Origin of the sequence: Pseudomonas mandelii (assembly GCF_900106065.1) — a bacterium.
Classification (GTDB): Bacteria; Pseudomonadota; Gammaproteobacteria; order Pseudomonadales; family Pseudomonadaceae; genus Aquipseudomonas; species Aquipseudomonas mandelii.
In genome coordinates this window covers 3,665,564-3,686,261 of record NZ_LT629796.1, presented here as the reverse complement: position 1 = coordinate 3,686,261, position 20,698 = coordinate 3,665,564, and the positions used below count along the sequence as shown (strand labels likewise).

At 60.4% G+C, this 20,698-nt stretch carries 16 protein-coding genes; 8 read left to right on the top strand and 8 right to left on the bottom strand.

The window, feature by feature from the left end; translation table 11 throughout:
• The first annotated feature begins 205 nt into the window (after positions 1–205).
• On the top strand, positions 206–574 hold the full coding sequence (locus BLU63_RS16975; RefSeq protein ID WP_083375838.1) for a DUF6124 family protein: 369 nt from the start codon (positions 206–208) through the stop codon (positions 572–574).
• Between the two features lie 140 nt (positions 575–714).
• Here the strand turns inward: BLU63_RS16975 and BLU63_RS16970 are convergent, their stop codons facing one another.
• Together BLU63_RS16970 and metE are read right to left on the bottom strand one after the other, a co-directional pair.
• Complete coding sequence (locus BLU63_RS16970) at positions 715–1,734, bottom strand: alpha/beta fold hydrolase (RefSeq protein ID WP_010457723.1); 1,020 nt, start codon at positions 1,732–1,734, stop codon at positions 715–717.
• A 247-nt stretch (positions 1,735–1,981) separates the two neighbouring features.
• On the bottom strand, positions 1,982–4,294 hold the full coding sequence (metE, locus tag BLU63_RS16965; RefSeq protein WP_010457724.1) for a 5-methyltetrahydropteroyltriglutamate--homocysteine S-methyltransferase: 2,313 nt from the start codon (positions 4,292–4,294) through the stop codon (positions 1,982–1,984).
• Positions 4,295–4,401: 107 nt separating this feature from the next.
• On the opposite strand from metE, the gene metR reads away from it, so the two are divergent.
• Positions 4,402–5,319: a transcriptional regulator MetR gene (metR, locus tag BLU63_RS16960; RefSeq protein ID WP_010457725.1), complete on the top strand. Its 918-nt coding sequence runs from the start codon at positions 4,402–4,404 to the stop codon at positions 5,317–5,319.
• 121 nt (positions 5,320–5,440) lie between these two features.
• On the opposite strand, the gene BLU63_RS16955 is transcribed toward metR, so the two are convergent.
• From BLU63_RS16955 to BLU63_RS16940, 4 genes are all read right to left on the bottom strand, one after another.
• Entirely contained in the window at positions 5,441–5,938 is a 498-nt protein-coding gene (locus BLU63_RS16955; RefSeq protein ID WP_010457726.1) for a GNAT family N-acetyltransferase, read from the bottom strand.
• Between the two features lie 2 nt (positions 5,939–5,940).
• Positions 5,941–6,579 carry a LysE family translocator gene (locus BLU63_RS16950; protein WP_010457727.1) on the bottom strand — a complete coding sequence of 213 codons (639 nt, stop codon included), beginning with the start codon at positions 6,577–6,579 and terminating at the stop codon, positions 5,941–5,943.
• A 24-nt stretch (positions 6,580–6,603) separates the two neighbouring features.
• Positions 6,604–7,038, bottom strand: coding sequence for an NUDIX hydrolase (locus BLU63_RS16945; protein ID WP_077749828.1), 435 nt, complete (start codon positions 7,036–7,038; stop codon positions 6,604–6,606).
• A 207-nt stretch (positions 7,039–7,245) separates the two neighbouring features.
• The gene (locus BLU63_RS16940) at positions 7,246–8,625 is read right to left on the bottom strand and encodes an HD domain-containing phosphohydrolase (protein WP_083375837.1); all 1,380 of its coding nucleotides are present in this window, start codon (positions 8,623–8,625) and stop codon (positions 7,246–7,248) included.
• Positions 8,626–8,884: 259 nt separating this feature from the next.
• Between BLU63_RS16940 and BLU63_RS16935 the strand changes: the two genes are divergently transcribed.
• The 5 genes from BLU63_RS16935 to BLU63_RS16915 are packed head-to-tail and all read left to right on the top strand — an operon-like array spanning position 8,885 to position 17,268.
• A complete protein-coding gene (locus BLU63_RS16935) occupies positions 8,885–11,179 on the top strand; it encodes a putative bifunctional diguanylate cyclase/phosphodiesterase (RefSeq protein ID WP_042932615.1) in 2,295 nt (764 codons plus the stop codon).
• On the top strand, positions 11,179–13,053 hold the full coding sequence (locus tag BLU63_RS16930) for a putative bifunctional diguanylate cyclase/phosphodiesterase (protein WP_083375836.1): 1,875 nt from the start codon (positions 11,179–11,181) through the stop codon (positions 13,051–13,053). The genes BLU63_RS16935 and BLU63_RS16930 overlap by 1 nt, the downstream gene beginning before the upstream one ends.
• A gap of 44 nt (positions 13,054–13,097) precedes the next feature.
• Complete coding sequence (locus BLU63_RS16925; RefSeq protein WP_010457733.1) at positions 13,098–14,057, top strand: cytochrome-c peroxidase; 960 nt, start codon at positions 13,098–13,100, stop codon at positions 14,055–14,057.
• The gene (locus tag BLU63_RS16920; RefSeq protein WP_010457736.1) at positions 14,054–15,865 is read left to right on the top strand and encodes a DAHL domain-containing protein; all 1,812 of its coding nucleotides are present in this window, start codon (positions 14,054–14,056) and stop codon (positions 15,863–15,865) included. Before BLU63_RS16925 ends, BLU63_RS16920 begins: the two co-directional genes overlap by 4 nt.
• Positions 15,862–17,268, top strand: a complete 1,407-nt coding sequence (locus BLU63_RS16915) for an ATP-binding protein (protein WP_083375835.1) — start codon at positions 15,862–15,864, stop codon at positions 17,266–17,268. Before BLU63_RS16920 ends, BLU63_RS16915 begins: the two co-directional genes overlap by 4 nt.
• A 125-nt stretch (positions 17,269–17,393) precedes the next feature.
• Here the strand turns inward: BLU63_RS16915 and BLU63_RS16910 are convergent, their stop codons facing one another.
• Positions 17,394–18,719 (bottom strand): APC family permease, encoded by a 1,326-nt coding sequence (locus BLU63_RS16910; RefSeq protein WP_077749822.1) that lies wholly within the window; start codon positions 18,717–18,719, stop codon positions 17,394–17,396.
• A 223-nt stretch (positions 18,720–18,942) separates the two neighbouring features.
• Positions 18,943–19,764: a carbon-nitrogen hydrolase family protein gene (locus BLU63_RS16905; protein WP_077749821.1), complete on the bottom strand. Its 822-nt coding sequence runs from the start codon at positions 19,762–19,764 to the stop codon at positions 18,943–18,945.
• Between the two features lie 124 nt (positions 19,765–19,888).
• On the opposite strand from BLU63_RS16905, the gene BLU63_RS16900 reads away from it, so the two are divergent.
• Positions 19,889–20,689, top strand: a complete 801-nt coding sequence (locus BLU63_RS16900) for a helix-turn-helix transcriptional regulator (protein WP_010457744.1) — start codon at positions 19,889–19,891, stop codon at positions 20,687–20,689.
• The last annotated feature ends 9 nt before the right edge of the window (positions 20,690–20,698 follow it).

The window sequence follows — 20,698 nt, the reverse complement described above, 5'->3', positions numbered from 1 at the left end:
GGTTTAGTAGCCCGGCCTTTCCAATCCGGACGTACATGCGACATATAGTCAGGCATTCGCCTGCACTTAATGGTAGCTGTGCGCATGGCGTCCTCGGACGCGCCGGTTTTGGATTGGTGGCCGGTCTACTAACTTGCGCACAGCTGCCACCCTTCCGTTTAGTAGCGAGACAGGTTGCGGCTCTATTAACAGGAGTACCAATCCAATGTTCAAGATCACACCAAATCCCCCGGAATCCGACGACGTTTCCCCCTACGAAACCCCGGACTCCAAAAAACTCAACGAAGCCGCCGACCGCGCCCTCGATTTCTACCTCAAACCGGTCATTCCCAAAGACACCCCACGCAAACCCAGCACCATCTACATCATCGCCCCCGACATCGATCAAGAAACCCTGCTGGCCAACGCCTGCGAATCCCTGGCGTCAGCGAGCGTGATGCTGAGTGATTTCGCCGGGTTGCTGGAAGGCCCGCAGCGCAACACTGTGCTCGGCATTCAGCAGTCCGTCATGCTGGGTGAACTGGCGGTGAACCGGATGCTGGATAACTTCGTTCCACCAAGCGCCGCGACCTGATTGGCTGACAAGGTTCCACTAACGAAGAAGATCCAACTGTGGGAGCGAGCCTGCTCGCGATGGCGGTGTGACATTCAGCATTGATGTTGACTGACACACAGCCATCGCGAGCAGGCTCGCTCCCACATTGGTACTGGGTACTACAGGAGGTTCGGAGTGGGCACCGGATCGATCTGTGCCCAATGCGAAGTGTCTTCGCGGTGGGCCTGCAAATACGGCAAAACCGCCGCCAGCAACGGCGCCTTGAACGCCTCCTGGAACCGATGCGCCAACCCCGGAATCAGCTTCAACTGACTGCCACGAATGTGCGCCGCCAAGTGCACGCCATGCATCACCGGCAACAGCGGATCGGCTGTGCCGTGAACCACCAGCGTCGGCACGCGCAACTGGTTAAGCAGCGCCACACGACTGCGCTCGGCGAGGATCGCCATGATCTGGCGCTTCACGCCCTCCGGGTTGAACGCCCGGTCATAGGACAACGCCGCCTGATGCAGCAACGCTTGCCGATCATCACTGACGGTCGGGCTGCCCAGCGCTGCCAGCAAATCGGCCTGCTGTTCCAGCGCCACTTCGCGATTCGGCGCGCTGCGCCGCGACAACAACTGCACCAACGCCGCACTCGGCGCCGGCAAGCCTTCGGCCCCGGAACTGGTCATGATCAGGGTCAGGCTCTCGACCCGTTGCGGCGCCATCGCCGCCATGTGCTGGGCAATCATCCCGCCCATGCTCGCGCCCAGGACGTGAAACTGCTCAACCTTCAACGCATCCATCAGGCCAAAGGCGTCGTCCGCCATGTCGGTCAAGGTGTACGGCGCCGCCACCGGCAGACCGAGTTTGTAGCGCAGCACTTCGAAGGTCAGGTTGGCGTCGGCGGGCGTTTGCCGCCAGGTCGAGAGGCCGACGTCGCGATTGTCATAACGAATCACCCTAAAACCCTGCTGACACAGCGCGACCACCACCTCGTCAGGCCAGTGAATCAACTGCCCGCCCAGGCCCATCACCAGCAACAACGCCGGGTCGGACGCACGGCCGATGCTCTGGTACGCCAGGCTCACCTGCGCCAGATCGGCCTGTTGGGTGGGAACATTGACATCGCAACGAGACGCCGCCAAAGACGGCAGGCCAAACAACAGCAAGGCCAGAAAAATGAATGCACGCATGAAAAAACACCGAAACGCAGAACCCCAGTAGAGCGCGAGTCTGATGAAGTTTGATCAAGCGCGCTGCCACAGTTACGTGACAGTTTGATGAAGATTGCCGAGCGGTCATTTTCGGGACCGCGTTATCGTTCATCGCGAGCAGGCTCACTCCCACAGGATCGATGTCGTACACAATATTTGTGATCGACCTAGATCCAATGTGGGAGCGAGCCTGCTCGCGATGGCGTCCGAACAGACGCTACATCGGCTAAGCCAACTGACTGCGCAACTGCCTTGCCGCCGCCACCATATTGACCAACGCCGCCTCGGTCTCCGGCCACGCCCGGGTCTTCAGCCCGCAATCCGGGTTCACCCACAACCGCTCGGCCGGAATGCGCTTCACGGCTTTGCTCATCAACTTGACCATCTCGGCCGTGTCCGGCACCCGTGGCGAGTGGATGTCGTAGACGCCCGGCCCGATGTCGTTCGGGTAGTCGAACGCTTCGAAGGCTTCCAGCAATTCCATGTCCGAACGCGAGGTCTCGATGGTGATCACGTCGGCATCCATCGCCGCGATGGACTCGATCACGTCGTTGAATTCGCTGTAGCACATGTGGGTGTGGATCTGGGTTTCGTCCCGCACGCCGGAAGCGCTCAAGCGGAAGGCTTCCACCGCCCAGTCCAGGTATTCCTGCCATTGCGCCCGACGCAGCGGCAAGCCTTCGCGGAACGCGGCTTCGTCGATCTGCACGATCTTGATGCCGGCACTTTCCAGATCGACCACTTCATCACGCAGGGCCAACGCCAACTGCTGCGCCTGGATTTTGCGCGAGACGTCTTCGCGCGGGAACGACCACATCAGCATGGTCACGGGACCGGTGAGCATGCCTTTCATGACCTTGTCGGTCAGGCTTTGCGCATAGGTGATCCAGTCGACGGTCATGGCGTTCGGACGGCTCAGGTCGCCGTAGATGATCGCCGGTTTGACGCAGCGCGAACCGTAGCTCTGCACCCAGCCGAAACGGGTGAACAGGTAGCCGTCCAGTTGCTCGGCGAAGTACTCGACCATGTCGTTGCGCTCGGCTTCACCGTGCACCAGCACGTCCAGGCCCAGGCGTTCCTGGACTTGCACGGCGTGACGGATTTCGCTGTGCATGGCGTCGGTGTAATCGTTGGCCGACAGCTTGCCTTGCTTGAACGCCTGGCGGGCCAGACGGATCGAACCGGTCTGCGGAAACGAGCCGATGGTGGTGGTCGGGAATGCCGGCAGTTTCAGCCGAGCGCGTTGCTGCTCGATGCGCTTGGCGAACGGCGAGTGACGTTGGCTGTCCGCTGCGCTGATCGCATTGATGCGTGCCTGCACGTGGGCTTTATGGATACGCGGCGACTCGGCGCGGCTCGTCTGAATCACTCGGCTCTGGGCCAGAGCCGCTTGTACTTTGGGCGATTGCGGGTCGTTCAGGGCATCGCGCAGTACGGCGATTTCACCGCACTTCTGCACGGCGAAGGCCAGCCAGCTTTTCAGTTCAGGATCGAGTTTGTCTTCCCGTTCCAGGTCCACCGGGCTGTGCAGCAGCGAGCAGGAACTGCTGACCCATAGGTTGTCGCCAAAGCGCTCTTGCGCCGGTTGCAGTTGCGCGAGCACTTGCTCCAGTTCGCAACGCCAGACGTTGCGACCGTTGACCAGGCCCACCGAAAGAATCTTGTAGGTCGGCAGACGGTCCAGCACCTGACCGAGTTGATCCGGCGCCCGCACCGCGTCGATGTGCAGGCCTTGCACCGGCAGGCCGACTGCCAGGCCGAGGTTGTCTTCCAGGCCACTGAAGTAGGTCGCCACGAGCTTTTTCAGCGGCGAGTATTGAAGGATGTGGTAAGCGCGCTCGAAGGCGTTTTTCCAGGCTTGTGGCAGGTCGAGGGTCAGGATCGGTTCGTCGATCTGCACCCATTCCACGCCTTGGGCGGCGAGGCGGCCGAGGATTTCACCGTAGATCGGCAGCAGGCGTTCGAGCAGGTCGAGCTTGTCGAAGTCGTTGCCTTTGGCCTTGCCCAGCCACAGGTACGTCAGCGGGCCGATGATGACGGGTTTGACGTTGTGGCCGAGGGCCTTGGCTTCGTCGACCTCGTCGAACAACTGTTCCCAGCTCAGTTTGAACTGTTGGTCAGCTGTGAATTCCGGGACCAGGTAGTGGTAGTTGGTGTCGAACCACTTGGTCAGCTCCTGGGCATATTGGGCCTGGGTGTGTTCGCCACCGCAGCAGGCCGCCGTGGCGCCTCGGGCCATGGCGAACAGGGTGTCGAGGGTCGGCAGGCCGCGCGCATCCTTGGCGCTGTCGAAACGCTCGGGGATCACGCCGAAGGTCAGGGAATGGGTCAGCACCTGGTCGTACCAGGCGAAGTCGCCGACGGGCAGCAGGTCGATGCCGGCGTCTTTCTGCAACTGCCAGTGGGTGGCGCGCAGTTGGCGGCCGACGCTTTTCAGCGCGTCCTGATCGAGGTCGCCCTTCCAGTAGGATTCGAGGGCTTTTTTCAGTTCGCGGTCAGCACCGATGCGCGGAAAACCAAGTGTGTGGGCCAGAGCCATGGTGAATTTCTCCCTGTAAAAGATGGCGCTATTGTCGACAGCCAACCCAACATGAGACAAACTCAACCTTTTCGTGTTGATCACAAGTTTTCCTCATGGAGCCCCCGGTGCTTGAAATCCGCCACCTGAAGACCCTGCACGCCTTGCGCGAAGCCGACAGCCTGGTCGATGCCGCCGACCGTCTGCACCTGACCCAATCGGCCCTGTCCCACCAGTTCAAGGAACTGGAGGAGCGCATGGGCATGCCGTTGTTCGTGCGCAAGACCAAACCGGTGCGGTTCACCAGCGCCGGGTTGCGCCTGCTGCAACTGGCCGACGCCACCCTGCCGCTGCTGCGCGGTGCCGAACGCGATATCGCGCGGTTGGCGGGCGGCACCGCAGGCCGTTTGCACATGGCAATCGAGTGCCACAGTTGCTTCCAGTGGCTGATGCCGACCATCGATCAGTTCCGCGATGCCTGGCCGGAAGTCGAGCTGGACCTGGCTTCGGGCTTCTCCTTCGCGCCGCTGCCGGCCCTGGCCCGTGGCGATCTGGATTTGGTGGTGACCTCCGATCCGCTGGAACTGGCCGGGATCACCTACGTGCCGCTGTTCACCTATGAAGCGATGCTCGCGGTGGCCAATCAGCACCGTTTGGCGAACAAGGCCTACATCGTGCCGGAAGACCTGCTCACGGAAACGCTGATCACCTACCCGGTGGAACGCGACCGGCTGGACATCTTCACCCGTTTCCTGGAACCGGCCGACATCGAACCGGCGCAGGTCCGCACCTCGGAACTGACGGTGATGATGATGCAGTTGGTCGCCAGCGGACGCGGCGTCTGCGGCATGCCCCATTGGGCGCTGCATGAATACAGCTCGCGGGGTTACGTGAAGGCCAAGCGGCTGGGCGAGAAAGGATTGTTTGCGACGCTGTATGCGGGGATTCGTGCGGACATGCTGGATGCGCCGTACATGCGCGACTTCTTGCTGACGGCCAAGGACACATCGTTCTCGACACTCGACGGCGTCAGCGCAGTCCGCTGACACACCGCAACCGCTGTAGGAGCGAGGCTTGCCCGCGAAAGCGGTGTATCAGCCAAGTAGATATCGACTGTCACGACGCCTTCGCGGGCAAGCCTCGCTCCTACAGGGGTCTGTGGTGGGTTTAGAGCTCGCGCCACATGTGGATTTTGTCGAAGTAGTCTTCGCCGACGCGCACCGCCATGGGTTCGAGGCCGAACTGTACGAAGCCGCAACGCTGGTACAGGTTGAACGCCGCCTCATTGCCGGCGGTGACGGTCAGCTGGATCAGCCGCAGGCCTTTATGGTTCTGCGCTTCATCCAGCGCGGCTTGCACCAGTTGCTGACCCAACCCGCGCTGCCGGACTTTGCCGGACACATACATGCCAAACAGCGTCGCCTTGTGCCGGGCCTTTTCCCGGGGTTCGAAGGCCAGGCCGACGATGCCTGACAACGCGCCGTCCTCGAACGCCCCGAACACCACATCCAGCTTGCTGGTCAGGCGCGACTCCCACCAACTCAGCGGCATTGTTGCGCGTTCGCGCACACTCGAAGTGAAGGCCTGCGGGTGCAGGTCGTAGGCTTCCAGCATCAGCGCCCGATAGTCCAGCGCATGGCTGGCATCCAGTCGTTCAATCCACATGGTCAAGCCGTCCGTCGTTGCTCAAGCATCAGCCGTACCGCCAGCGCGGACAGGACAAACCCCATGAAATAACGCTGCAGCGCCAGCCAGGTCGGGTTGTTGACGAACCACGACGCGATGCCTGCCGCGAAGATCGCGATCAGCAGGTTGACGCAGAAACTGACGCTGATCTGGGTCAGGCCCAGCACGATGCTCTGGGTGAACACCGAGCCATGCTCAGGCGTGATGAACTGTGGAAACACCGACAGGTAAAACACCGCGATCTTCGGGTTCAGCGCGCTGGTGAGAAACCCCATGGTGATCAGTTTTCGCGACGAGTCCGGCGGCAACTGCTGCGCTTCGAAGGGTGAACGTGCGCCGGGTTTGACCGCCTGCCAGGCCAGCCACAACAGATACAGCGCGCCGGCCCATTTCAACACTTCGTAGGCCATCGGCACGGCCAGAAAGACCGCGGTCAAACCGGCCGCAGCGGCGAACAAGTGCACGAAGAATCCCGCCACCACGCCGAGCAACGAAGTCACGCCGGCCTTGCGCCCCTGGCAGATCGAACGGGAGATCAGGTAGATCATGTTCGGCCCCGGCGTCAGCACCATCAGCAACGCGGCAGCGGCGAAAATCAGCAAGTCTTGAAGTGGGATCATGGGGCAGTCCTAGTCCGTGGATGATCAGGCGATTGCAGTCAGCGAAGCTCGATAAAACGGCAGGATCACGTCCCGTGTCAATGGCGCCAACGAGAGATCGCCGTCGGTGGCCGGATCGATCCAGCGCACCTCTTCAATCTCCGCGGCGGGCGAGACGTCTGAATCGATGGTCAGCAGAAAGAGTTCAGCCTGGACGACAAAACCCGGCTCGTTGGCCGCCGGTGCCGAAAAGGGCCCCAGGTAGGTGGCGTGCGCGGGGTCGATGACCAGTCCAAGCTCTTCTTCCAGCTCACGGGCCAGGGCGTGAACCGGTTGTTCATGGGCCTCGATCTTGCCGCCGGGTTGCATGAAGGCTTCGGTGCCGCGTTTGCGGACCAACAGCGTGCGACCGTCAGGGCCGATCAGCAGGGCGGCGGCGATGCGGATGGTGCGGGGGGAAGGGGCGGATGAAAGTGTCATGGATCTGAGTGTGCCTTGAGTGAAAGGCGCAAAGGATCACATGGGTGTCGCGCCGGCGTCACGGGGGAAAATAGCGGTCTAGCCCTTTGTGGGAGCGAGCCTGCTCGCGATAGCGGTCTTTCAGTCGACATCCAGGGTGAATGTCAGGCCGTCTTCGCGAGCAGGCTCGCTCCCACAGGGGTCAGTGTTGAGTCTTCCAAAGGGGGATCAGGGCTGAGCTTGAACCACCAGCGGCGCTTCGAGGATTGCGGCTTCCACTTCCTCCGGCACTTTCACAAAAACGCTGTATTTCGCCCCTTCCATCGCTTCGAACGCGATCAGTTTCTCCACCAGCGGCCCGCTCAGCACCTTCCCCGCATTGAGCAACAGCATGCCGTTATCGGCATTGAGGTTGCGCGCCAGAATCATGCCGGTCGCCAGGTCCCGGGTCGTCAGTACCTTGACCGTCGGATCGGCCAGTGACACATCGCTCTGGTAGGCGGCGCAGACCTGAATGAAGTCCTCCACCAGATCAGGGTCGTAGAGACGACCGGCGTACTGGCGGATATAGACCAGGGCTTCATCGCTGTTCATCTGGCGCTCAAGGATCAGCCCACGCTGCAACTCGATGAAATCCACCGCCAGTTTCAGCCACCGCGCCCCGAGCGGAATCGCCTCGCCCTTGAGCCGGTCGGGGAAACCGGTGCCATCCCAGCGCTCCTGGTGGTGAAGGATCAGGCGCGCCGCATCCTTCATCGGATCGAGGGTCATCAGCAACGATTCGCTCTGCTTCGGATAACCGCGATAGCGTTCCTGATCGTTGTGGTGCAGCAAATCCGCAGGCGCGGTCATCATGCTGTCGGTCCAGCTCAGCTTGCCGATGTTGTAAAGCGCCGCGGCCATGGTCAGGTCGCGGGTACTGCCCTCGTCCACGCCATGGAGTTTGCAGTACACCCGCACCAGTTCGATGATCTGCCGGTTCGTCTGCTTGGCCGGTGGCAAACGCAGGTTGGCCAGCAGCGAGAACACCTCGGTGCCGGTGACATAGCTGTGTTTGAGCTCTTCGTAGGCCAGGTCGAGCATGTCGGCCGTCTGCTGCAGCTCGGCGGTGCGGGACGCGACGTGTTTCTCCAGGGTCGCGTTGAGCAACCTCAATTCTTCGTTTTGCTCCCAGGTCTCCTGCACCAGATGCAGGCGTTCGCGCTCGGAACGCTGGTAGGCGAGGGATTGTCGCAACGTCAGCAGCAATTCCTCATCGTGCCAGGGTTTGCTGATGTATCGGTCAATCTGCCCGTCGTTGATTGCTTTGACGATCATCGTCAGGTCGGCATAACCGGTCAGCAAAATGCGCAGCGTGTCGGGATGGCGCTGGTGAATGTGCGCCAGCAGCGTGGCGCCGTCCATGTTAGGCATGCGCGCATCGCTCATCACCAGGTCGACGGGCTGTTTCGCCATGATATCCAGGGCTTGCTCCCCGCTGGTGGCCAGCAATACTTCGTAGGGCTGGCCGCGCAAGAGCCGGCGCAGACTGTTGAGGATAGACTCCTCGTCGTCGACCAGCAGAATCGTGGGTTTATCGGCAAAAGTAGTGGGGAGTTGCTCTTCCATGGCATTACCTCAAGCAAAACGGGCGTCGTCGCGTCAATCATCAGCCAGAACATTCCGTTTCTGGCGCTGCCTGAGCTACAGGCTAGATGATTTCCAGCAACGCCCCTGGAAATGATTCGTTTCAGGCGACCGGGCGAAGTGCTGCACAGGCGACTATGCTCAGTTCACTCGGATCCACTTTCTGCGCTTGGCCACGTGATCAGGGAAAGGATGCCCCTATGAGCACACCGCACCACCACATTGCCACCGCTCCCGGCGTATGCCTATGAATACGCTGCTGGCACGAACCAACCGTCGGATACTTATCGTCGACGACACCGCGTCTATTCATGCGGACTTCATCAAGATCCTCAGCCCGCCATCGCCCGAAGACGACGACCTGATCAGCGCCGAAAAAGCCCTGTTCGGGACGCAAGCGACGGCAACCCTGCAAAGTTTCATGCTCGATTCGGCGTTTCAGGGGCTGGAAGCACTGGACAAGGTTGAACGAGCGCTGGCCAACGACCTGCCCTATGCGATGGCTTTCATCGACATGCGCATGCCGCCGGGCTGGGACGGCCTGGAAACCATCGAACGGCTGTGGCAGGTCGATCCCAAGCTGCAAGTGGCGCTGTGCACCGCTTATTCCGACTATTCCTGGGAAGACATCGATGAACGCCTGGAACTGGGCGATCGCCTGCTGATCCTGAAAAAACCATTCGATGCCATCGAAATCCGTCAGCTGGCCAGCGCCCTGACCGCCAAATGGCAAATGACCGAAGACGCCGAACTGAAGATGTCGTTGCTGGAACAGGCCGTGGAAGAACGCACCCGGGAGCTGTCCGACGCCAACATCATCGTGCAGAACAGCCCGACCATTCTGTATCGCCTGCGGGGCGAACCGTCGTTTCCGCTGATGTACATCTCCCACAACATCACCAAGTACGGTCATGTCGCGGCGAATCTGGTCGCCTCGGCCAACTGGGCCCGGGAGTTGATCCATCCCGACGACCAGCCGAAAGTCGACACGGCCATGGCCCGAGTGCTGGATCGCCATGCGGGCGGCGCGTCCATCGAGTTTCGGATGCGCACCGGCGACGGTGCCTGGCGCTGGGTCGAAAACCGCTATATTCCGGTGCGAGACGCCGAAGGACGTTTACTGGAAGTCGAAGGCATCATCATCGACGTCACTGAACGCAAGGTCGCCGAGGAGAAAATCGCCCTGCTGGCCCGCACCGACGGGCTGACGGGGCTGGCCAACCGTGCCACCTTGATCGAACGCCTGCATCAGGCCTTCGCCGCTGCGCGCCGGGGTGCAACACCGTTCGCGATGTTCTACCTGGACCTTGACCACTTCAAACGCATCAACGATACCCTCGGTCATCCGGTGGGCGATCTGTTGCTGCAGGAAGTGGCCCGGCGCATCAAAGCCTGTGTGCGCGAAAACGACGTGGTCGCCCGCCTCGGCGGCGACGAGTTCGCCATCCTGCAACTGGACGTCAGCGACCCGACCCAGTCCGCGTCCCTGGCGGCCAAGGTCCGCGATGCACTGGTGCTGCCCTACTCCCTGGACGGCAATGACGTGCGGGTGTCGGTCAGCATCGGCATCAGCAGCTATTCGCCGCGCATCACCAGCGCCGACGGCTTGCTCAGCCAGGCTGACATGGCGCTGTATCGCTCCAAGGAAAAGGGCCGCAATCAGTATCACTTCCACTCCGAGGAGATCAATCAGGAGGTGGTCGAGCGCATGACCATCGCCAGCGAACTGCGCACGGCCATCGACCATGAAGAACTCGAACTCAGATACTGGCCGGAAGTCGACCTGAGCAGCGGCAAGATCCTCGGCATGGAAGCTCAGGTCTGCTGGAACCACCCCGAGCGAGGCCTGCTGGAAGCGTCGGCGTTCCTGCCGGCCGCGGAAAAAACCGGCGCCATCATCCCCCTCGGGCACTGGGTGCTGGATCGCGCCTGCCAGCAAATGCGTCTGTGGCGCGACGAAGGCATGGCGCCCCCGGTGATTGCCATCAAACTGTCCCTGGCCCAACTGAAAAGCGGGCCCGAACTGATCTATGACGTACTGCGCACCACCGCGCGCTGGGAATTGTGCGCCTGGGACCTGCGCTTCGATGTCACCGAAGCCACCCTGGCCCAGACCAAATGGACCCACAACGACGTGCTGCCACGCCTGCGCGAGCTGGGGGTGAAGATCGCCATCGACGACTTCGGCACGGAATACTCCTCGTTCGACTACCTCAAGACCTACCAGGTCAATCACCTGAAACTCGCCCAGGCTTTCATCGACACCGCTGCCCGCGATCCGGCAAGTGCCAACACGTTGCGCGCAATCATCAATTTCGCTCGAGAAGTAGGGATCGGAATCATCGCCGAAGGTGTCGAAACCCAGGAACAGCGTAGTTCGCTGATGGCCACAGGCTCGCCAATGAACGCACAGGGTTACTTTTTCAGTAAAGCGGTCAGCAGCCAACAAGCCGCCCAGTTGCTCAAAGCCGGCAGCATCGTGCCCGCAAGCCACGGACCGATCCTGGACAACCCGCACGCCACGGAGGACAAGTGATGAAAACGTCGTCCGTCCGGACCAACCGGCGCATCCTGATCATCGACGACACGCCTTCGATTCATGAGGATTTTCGCAAGATCCTCGGCCCTGACTCTGAAGATGAGCAGACCCTGGCCGGAACGGAAGAGGCGCTGTTCGGCACGCAACAGCCGGCTCGGCTGACCTTCCAGCTCGATTCCGCCTACCAGGGCCAGGAAGCCCTTGAGCTGGTCCAGCGGGCCCAGGCCGAAGGTCGCCCCTACGCCATGGCGTTCACCGACATGCGCATGCCGCCGGGTTGGGACGGGCTGGAAACCATCGAACAGCTCTGGAAGATCGACCCGCACCTGCAAATCGCGCTGTGCACCGCCTATTCGGATTACAGCTGGGAGGACATGGCTGAACGGCTGGAGTTCGGCGACCAGTTACTGGTGTTGAAAAAACCCTTCGACAGTCTGGAAATCCGCCAGATGGCCAGCGCCCTGACCTGGAAATGGCAGATGACCCAGGACGCGGAGACAAAAGTGCAAAGCCTGGAGCAAACCATCGAGGCGCGGGTCCACGAACTGCTCAAGGTGTCCCACCTGTTGCAATACGACGTACTGACCGAGCTGCCCAACAGCACGTTGCTCGGAGATCGACTGAACCAGTCCCTGGCGTTGTCGCGCCGCCATGACAAGCAGCTGGCGGTGATGTTCCTGGGCCTTGATCGCTTCAAGCGCATCAACAATGCCCTGGGCCATCCGGCCGGTGACGAGATGCTCAAACGGGTCGGGCAAAACCTGGTGTCCACGGTGCGCGAATCCGATTCGGTGTTTCGCTACGGCGCTGATGAGTTCGTGGTGATCCTCGCTGACATCCGCCATCCCCAGCAGACCAAAGGCATCGCCGAAAAACTCTTGAACGCCATTGGCACGACCCAGCACATCGCCGGCCATGACCTGAGCGTAACCGCCAGCCTGGGCATCAGCATCTACCCCGATGATGGCTTCGATGCGATCGCGCTGATCAAGAAAGCCGAAACCGCGATGCGTCACGTCAAGGAAAGCGGCCCCAACGACTTCCGCTTCTTCATTGAAGAAATGAACCAGCGCGCCCGGGACCAGCAGACCATCGAGTCGGGCATTCGCCTGGCATTGGAGCGGGACGAATTTGTCCTGCATTACCAGCCCAAGCTCGACCTGGGCACCGGTGAGGTAGTCGGCGCAGAGGCCTTGATTCGCTGGCAGAAACCGGGACATGGCTGGGTCTACCCGTCGGACTTCATTGGCGTGGCCGAAGACAGCGGCTTGATCGTACCGTTGAGCAAATGGGTGCTGGCCCAGGCCTGTCGGCAAGCCTGCGCCTGGCAGGCGGCGGGGCTGCCGAGGCTGTGCATGTCGGTGAATGTGTCGGCCATCGACTTTCGCCAACGAGGCTTTGTCGAAGGCATTGAACAGGTTCTGAAACAAACCGGTCTGGACCCGTCATTGCTGGAGCTGGAAATCACCGAAGGCGTGCTGATGCAGAACGTCGATGCCACGGTCACCGCCCTGAACCGGATCAAGGCCATGGGGGTGCGGCTGGCCATCGACGACTTCGGCACCGGTTATTCCAGCCTGAGTTACCTGCGGCGTTTTCCCATCGACGTGCTGAAAATCGATCAGTCGTTCATTCGTGGCCTGAGCCGTGACATCAACGACGCAGCGCTGGTCAGCGCCATCATCAGCCTGGGCAAGAGCCTGAAACTGACCATCATCGCCGAAGGGGTGGAAACCCTCGAACAACTGGATTTCCTCAAGGCCCATCAGTGCGAGGAAGGCCAGGGCTACTACTTCAGCAAAGCCGTGGCGCCGGATGACTTCGTGCACTACCTGACGTCGGTGAAATCCCCTCCCCCTGCCGCCACATGACCGATAAGCAGCGACACACGGGCTATCCGCCAAGGAATTACAGGATGTCGCCATTTCTCTACCGCTTGCTCTTGATGCCTCTGCTCGGAGTCTGTCTGACGGCCAGCGGCGCGCCACTGGACGAACCGCTCAAACCGCTGCCGGCCGTGCCGCAGCAAAACCCTCTGCGTGTCGAACTCGGTCGCCAGTTGTTCAACGAGCCACGTTTATCGGTCAACGGCAGCCTCTCGTGTGCCAGTTGCCATCGCCTGGAAAGCGGTGGCGCCGATAACAAGGCGTTTTCCATCGGTTTCAACGGCCAGCCAGTGGCAGTCAATACTCCGAGCGTGTTTAACGCCAGCCTGAACTTCCGGCAATTCTGGAACGGCCGCGCCGACACCCTGGAAACCCAGGTCCACGCCGTGGTGCAAAGCCCCAGTGAGATGGGCAGCAACTGGGAATACGTGGTGCAGACGCTGTCCGCCGACGCCGCTTATCGAACCGCGTTCGGCAACGCCTACCCGGATGGCGTGACCATGATCAATGTGCAAAACGCCCTGGCAACCTACGAGCGCACGTTGATCAGTGCCAACTCGCGTTTCGACCAATACCTGCTGGGCGACACCGACATTCTCACCCGCGAGGAGAAATACGGTTACCAACGCTTCAAGGATTACGGCTGTATCGCCTGCCATCAGGGAATCAATATCGGCGGCAACATGTTCCAGAAATTCGGGGTAATGGGCGATTACTTCAAGACACGAGGCAACCCGACCGACACCGACCTGGGCCGCTACCTGCTGACCAAGGACGAAGAGGACCGCTACGTGTTCAAGGTCCCGAGCCTGAGGAACGTCGCCGTGACCGCGCCGTACTTTCACGACGGCTCGGCCAAAACCCTAGAAGACGCCGTGGAGGTGATGTTCTCATTTCAACTGGGACGCATCCCCTCTGTCGAGGACAAGGTGCTGATCATCAAATTCCTCAAGACCCTGACCGGTGAATGGGAGGGCAAACCATTATGAAAATATCCCGCCGACGCAGTGTGGCACTCCTCGGTATCATGGCCCTGATACTGGCCTCGACACTGCTGTTTCTGTACCTCAAATCCAACTCCAATCAGACGTCGACCTACACCGAATCCCGGGATCTGATTTCCCGGATGAAACAGCTGAATGCGCAGTGGGAAACGGAAATCCTCAAGGCCAGGATTGCGATCAACCACAACTACGATCCGCTGGTCACACCGCTGACCGAGATGACGCTCCTGTGGGAACGGTTCGACACAATGTCGTCGAATCACAGCCGCAACACCTCGCCCGTCTGGTTGACCAGCCATGATGCGTACCTGAGCGCCTTCGAGGAAAAGATCCGGCTGGTTGAGCAGTTCAAGTCTCACAATGCTGTGTTGCGCAACTCACTGGCGTTTCTGCCGACCGCCGAAGACGACATTCAGGAACCCCTCGCCCAGTTGCAGGACGGCGACAAACTGCAACTGCAGAACATCGCCAACGACACCTATGACCTGGTACTCAGCACCATGGAGTTCGCCATGGTTACCTCTGACGACAAGGCCGCCGAAATCCTGGTGGGATTGAGCAAACTGAAAGTGAACAAACTGCGACTGCCGGAGGAGTTCCACAGTCCGCTGGATGTGCTCAATAACCATATTGAGCTCATTCTGCGTGAGCAACCGGTGGTCAACCGCTTGCTGGAAAACATCGAGGCGATTCCCGTGGCCGAGCGGCTGGACGGCATCACCGATCTGCTGAACAACGATCAGCAGCGCACCGATGCGGTCGACCAGCGTTATCACTTTTACATGCTGGTGTTTTCGGTGCTGCTGGTGCTGTTGCTGGTGTACCTGGCGATTCACTTGATGCGCAGTTTCACCGTGATCAATCGCGTCAACAAGGCCCTGAAAACCGCCAATGATGACCTCGAAAAACGGGTCGAAGAACGCACCCGCGAACTCAAGGATACCCAGAGCGAACTGCTGGACACCGCGCGCCAGGCCGGCATGGCGGAAATCGCCACCAATGTGTTGCACAACGTCGGCAACGTACTCAACAGCGTGAACATCTCCGCCGACCTGGTCAGCCGCAAACTGCGCAGCAGCAAGGCCCAGGGGCTGGGCAAAGCGATGCAGCTGATTAACGAGCATCAAGGCGACCTCGGGGCCTTTCTGACCCAGGACGCGAAAGGCAAATTGCTGCCCGGCTATCTGAATCAACTGGTCGACGCCATCGCGCTCGAACAACAAAGCATGACCGACGAACTCGCCCAACTGACCAAAAGCGTCGACCACATCAAGGACATCGTTGCCACCCAGCAGTCCTACGCCGGCGCCAACAGCCTGATGGAACCGCTGCACATCAGTGAACTGCTGGAAGACGCCCTGCGCATGAACTCCGGTGCCCTGACCCGGCACCACGTCACCGTGGTCAAGGAGTACAACGAGGTGCCGCAGGTCATGGGCGACAAACACCGGTTGCTGCTGATCCTGATCAACCTCATCAGCAATGCCAAATACGCCATGTCCGACCTCAGCAATCGTCCGCGACAAATGACCCTGGGGGTGAAAATCGTCGAAGACTCCACCCTGCAAATCAGCGTCAAGGATGATGGCGAAGGCATCGCGCCGGAGAACATGACGCGCATCTTTGCCCACGGTTTTACCACCCGCAAGGAAGGCCACGGTTTTGGTCTGCACAGCTGCGCACTCGCGGCGATAGAAATGAACGGCCATCTCAGCGCCCACAGTGACGGGCCCGGCAAGGGCGCGCAGTTCACCTTGCAGATTCCGCTGAAAACCGTCCCGGAGGAGGCATGAGTGAGCATTCGAACCGACGCATTCTGTTGATCGACGACACACCGTCGATTCATGACGGCTTTCGCAAGATCCTCACCCCGGTTCCGGTGGAGCACCTGGAACTGGACGAGATGGAAGCCACGCTGTTTGGCCGTGAAATCAAAACCACCACGGCCCTGTTCGAACTGGATTCGGCGTATGGCGGCCAGGAAGGCCTGGGCAAACTCACTCAGGCCTTGCAGGAAAGCCGGCCCTACGCCCTCGCGTTCGTCGACATGCGCATGCCTGAAGGCTGGGACGGCGCGCAAACCATCGAACATCTGTGGCAGGAAGATCCGCACCTGCAAGTGGTGGTGTGTACCGCGTATTCCGACTATTCCTGGGATGAGCTGTTGGACCGACTGCAAGCCCATGATCGGTTGCTGATCCTGAAAAAACCGTTCGACAACATCGAAGTCCAGCAGATGGCCAACACCCTGCTGACCAAATGGGAGATGACCGAACGCGCCTCCGTGCAGATGAGCCATCTGGAGCATCTGGTGGACCAGCGCACCACGCAGTTCAAACAGGCCAGCGAGGCGTTGCAGCGGGAAATCGACGAGCGCAAACAGCTTGAATCGCAACTGGTGCAATCGGAAAAACTCGCGTCCCTGGGGCAATTGGCGGCCGGCGTTGCCCATGAAATCAACAACCCCATCGGCTTCATTTCTTCCAACCTTGGCAGTCTTGATGGCTACTTCAAGCAACTGCAAGACATGCTCGACGCCTATCGCGAGGCCGAAGAGGCGATTGCTTCAAATGAGGTGATCGAGCGGCTTGGGCAGTTACGGGAACGCATCGAGCTGGAATTTCTGCGCGAGGACATTCCGTTGCTGATCAAGGAATCCAAGGAGGGCATCAACCGAGTGGGGCAGATCGTCAAGGACCTGAAGGACTTCTCCCGGGTGGATTCCAATCAGGAATGGCAGTGGACCAATCTGCAACAGGGCATCGAATCGACCTTGAACATCGTCGCCAATGAACTCAAGTACAAGGCCGACGTGCTGAAGGAGTATCAGCCATTGCCCGACATCGAGTGCCTGCCATCGCAAATCAACCAAGTGATCATGAACCTGATCGTCAACGCGTCCCAGGCGATGGGCCCACAGCGGGGCACCATCACCCTGCGCACCGGGTTTGAGGGTGAACGGGTGTGGATTGAGGTGGCCGACACCGGCTCCGGTATTGCGCCGGACAGCCTGCAGAAAATCTTTGATCCGTTCTTCACCACCAAACCGGTGGGCCAGGGGACAGGGCTTGGGTTGTCCTTGTCCTATGGCATCGTCAAGAAGCACCGGGGGGATATTTCGGTGCGCAGTGAAGTGGGCGTGGGCAGCACGTTCCGAGTCGAACTGCCCGTGCACCAGACACACTCAGCCACCTGAACACCGTAATAAATGCAGGAGTGAGCCTGCTCGCAATGGCGGTATGTCAGTCGCCCTTGATGTTGACTGACATGGCCCTATCGCGAGCAGGCTCACTCCTACAGGGGGGGGTGCAGCGTCCGAGGTCAGGTGGCTTCCTGGAAATCCATCTCCGGTGGCTGGCGGCGGAAGCCACCGGTCAGCACCGCCAGGTACACCACGCCAATCGCCAGCCAGCTCAGGCCCAGGTAGATCGCCAGGTGATCGAGGCTGACCATCAGCCACAAATCTGCCGCCAGGCCAATGAACGGGAATAACAGGAACAGCACGAACTCGCGCAGCCCTTTCTTTTCCCCTCCTATCCAGTAATGAAAGATCACCGACAAATTCACCAGACTGAACGCCAGGAACGCGCCGAAGTTGATGAACGAAGTCGAGGTGGTGACGTCCAGTTTCAGCGCCAGCAACGCGACCACGGCGCACAACAGGATGCTGTTGACCGGTGTGCCAAAGCGCTCATGCAAGCTGCCGAAAAATGATTTAGGCAGCACGCCGTCGCGGCCCATGGCGAACAACAGACGCGAACCACTGGCCTGAGCCGACAGGCCCGAGGCGAACTGGCCGACGATCAGGCCGATCAGGAAGATCGTCACGAACAGGTCGCCACCGATGTTGCGGGCGATTTCATAAGCGGCCGAGTCGACGCTGTCGAACTGGAACGAGGGATGGGCGATCTGCACGAAGTACGAGACGCTGACGAAGATCAGGCCGCCGATCAGGGTAATCAACATGATCGCCCGCGGGATGGTGCGGCGTGGGTCGCGGGTTTCTTCGGTCAGGGTGCTGACCGCGTCGAACCCGAGGAACGAGTAACAAGCGATGGCCGCGCCACTCATGATCAGCGGCATCTGCATGTCGCCGTTGAAGAACGGCTTGATCGACCACAACGGCGTGCTCGCATCGCCCCCGACGTAGTGGATGCACAGCGCGACGAAGGCGATCAGCACCAGGAACTGCACCAGCATCAGCAAGGCATTGATGCCGTTGGCCAGTTTCAGGCCGACGATGTTGATCGCGCTGGTGATGCCGATGAATGCCAGCACCCAGATCCACTGCGGCACGGCCGGGAACGCGGAATTGAGGTAGGCCGCACCGATCAGCCAGATCGCCATCGGCAGGAACAGATAGTCGAGCAGCACCGCCCAACCGGCGATGAACCCCAGCTTCGGGCTGATGGCCTTGCGTACATAACTGTAGGCGGAACCGGCGACGGGGAATGCCGAGGCCATTCGGCCGTAGCTCATCGCGGTGAAAAACATCGCCACCAACGCCGCCAGATACGCGGCCGGGACCATGCCGGCGGTGGATTGAGCGAGGATGCCAAAGGTGCCGAGCACAATGATCGGCGTCATGTAGGCGATGCCGAACAGCACCACCGAACCCAATGACAGGGTGCGTTGCAAACGAGCCATGAGCGACTACTCCGAATTTATTAGATTTATGGCAGAGCCGAGTTCGGCGCTAAATTTCGGGTGTTTCGTTGTTGTTTTGGGTGATCGGTCAAACAGGTGTGTTGTCTGTCAGGACCTCTTCGCGAGCAGGCTCGCTCCCACAGGGGATCTGCAGTGGACACAAACTCAATGTGGGAGCGAGCCTGCTCGCGAAAGGGCCACTCGGAGCAATGCAACATCCGGATCAGCGCGAAGGAATCAGCAACTCCCGCACACCAGAAGCCTGCTCGACAATCTCACCCGGCAACTTCAGCCGCTGGTCATCCAGATACCGGTAATCCTTGCGTGCCGCCTCCAGCCGGCTGAAATCCAGCTCAACCGCAAACTGCCCTTCATCGCGTCCGGCCTCGAACAACAAGGTGCCGAGCGGATCCACCAGCGCACTGCCACCGGCAAACACCAATCCGTCATCACTCTCTTTGACCCGATTGACCATCAGCGCAAAGGCCTGGTTTTCCTGGGCCCGGGCCATGATCGCGGTGCGATGAGTGGGGCCGTAAGGGTCCATGTTGCCGTTGGTGACGATCAGTAATTCGGCGCCCAGTTGTGCCAGGGCGCGGGCAGTTTCCGGGAATTCGATGTCGTAGCAGATCAGCAGACCGACCCGCACGCCGTTCCACTCGCAAGTGGCGTAACGGTCGCCCGCCTCGAACACGCCGCGATCCGACGCCCACAGGTGCGTCTTGCGGTATTTCAGGGCGATGCCTTCGGGGGTAATCAGCAGCGTGGTGTTGTAGAAGCGGCCGTTGTCGTTCTCGGCCATGCCGATCACCACGGCGATGTTGCGTTCGCGGGCAGCCGCCACGACGGCGCTGACCGTCGGCCCGTCCAGCGGTTCGGCGGTCTGGGCCACGGTGTCGGCAGTCGGAAAGCCCATCAGGTGGGTTTCCGGGAAGACGATCAGTTGCGTATCCGCGTGGCAGGCAGCGATGGCCGCCAAGGCGCGTTCGAGGTTGTACGCTGTGCCGTTGTCACGGCCCGCCAACTGGGCGAGTTCGACTTTCATGGGTATTCCTTGTTTTGGGCCGAGCGGCAGAAAGATTGCCCGGTCTGTGTCTGTGCGCCAGTATGCGCAGCAAGCCACCGGGCGGGGAATCACGCCGCTGGGGTAACCCGATAGGGGTAGAGGCATGACACTTTCGTTAGACGACATCGCGTGGCACCGCTCGGTCGGGCAACTGATCGACGCCCTCGACAAGCCCAACTTCTGGACGCAGCTGGTGCGCCTGCTGGATCAGTACGTGACCTTCGACAGCTGGGTGGCGCTGCTTTTCAGCGCGGACCAGCACCCGCAGGTGTTCGCCGAATGCCCGGGCGAGGACGGCAGCCCTGATCAGCTGTTTCAGGATTACCTGCGCGGGCTCTATCTGCTTGATCCGTTCTACATCGCCTGCCGCGAGCAATCGCGCACCGGCCTCTATCGCCTGTCGGAAGTGGCGCCGGAGCACTTCGAGCTGACCGAGTATTACCAACGATACTTTCGTCTGAATGTGGTGGCCGACGAAATCCAGTTCAATTGCCAACTCGAAGGGGACCGCACGCTGTGCCTGTCATTGGGCAGCAAGCAGCGTTTCAGCGGCCAGCAGATTGCCTTGCTGTCGCTGATCCAGCCTTGGGTGCTCGGCCTGTTGCGCCAGCGCCTGCCCTACGAAATCAACGAGGCCGTGGCCCTCGCGCCAGCACCGATCCAGGGCGATTGGCGCGTGCAGCTGGAAGCCTCGGTGCAACAACTCAAGGGCGCGCAACTGACCGCCCGGGAACTGGATGTCGGGCGCTTGATGCTCAGCGGTTGCTCCAGTAAAGAAATCGCCCGTAAGCTGGAAATCTCTGTTGAAACCGTGAAAGTCCACAAGAAACACATGTACAGCAAGCTGGGGATCAAATCCCAGTCCGAGCTGTTTTCGATATTTCTCCAGGCGCAAAATGCCTGATTGCAACGC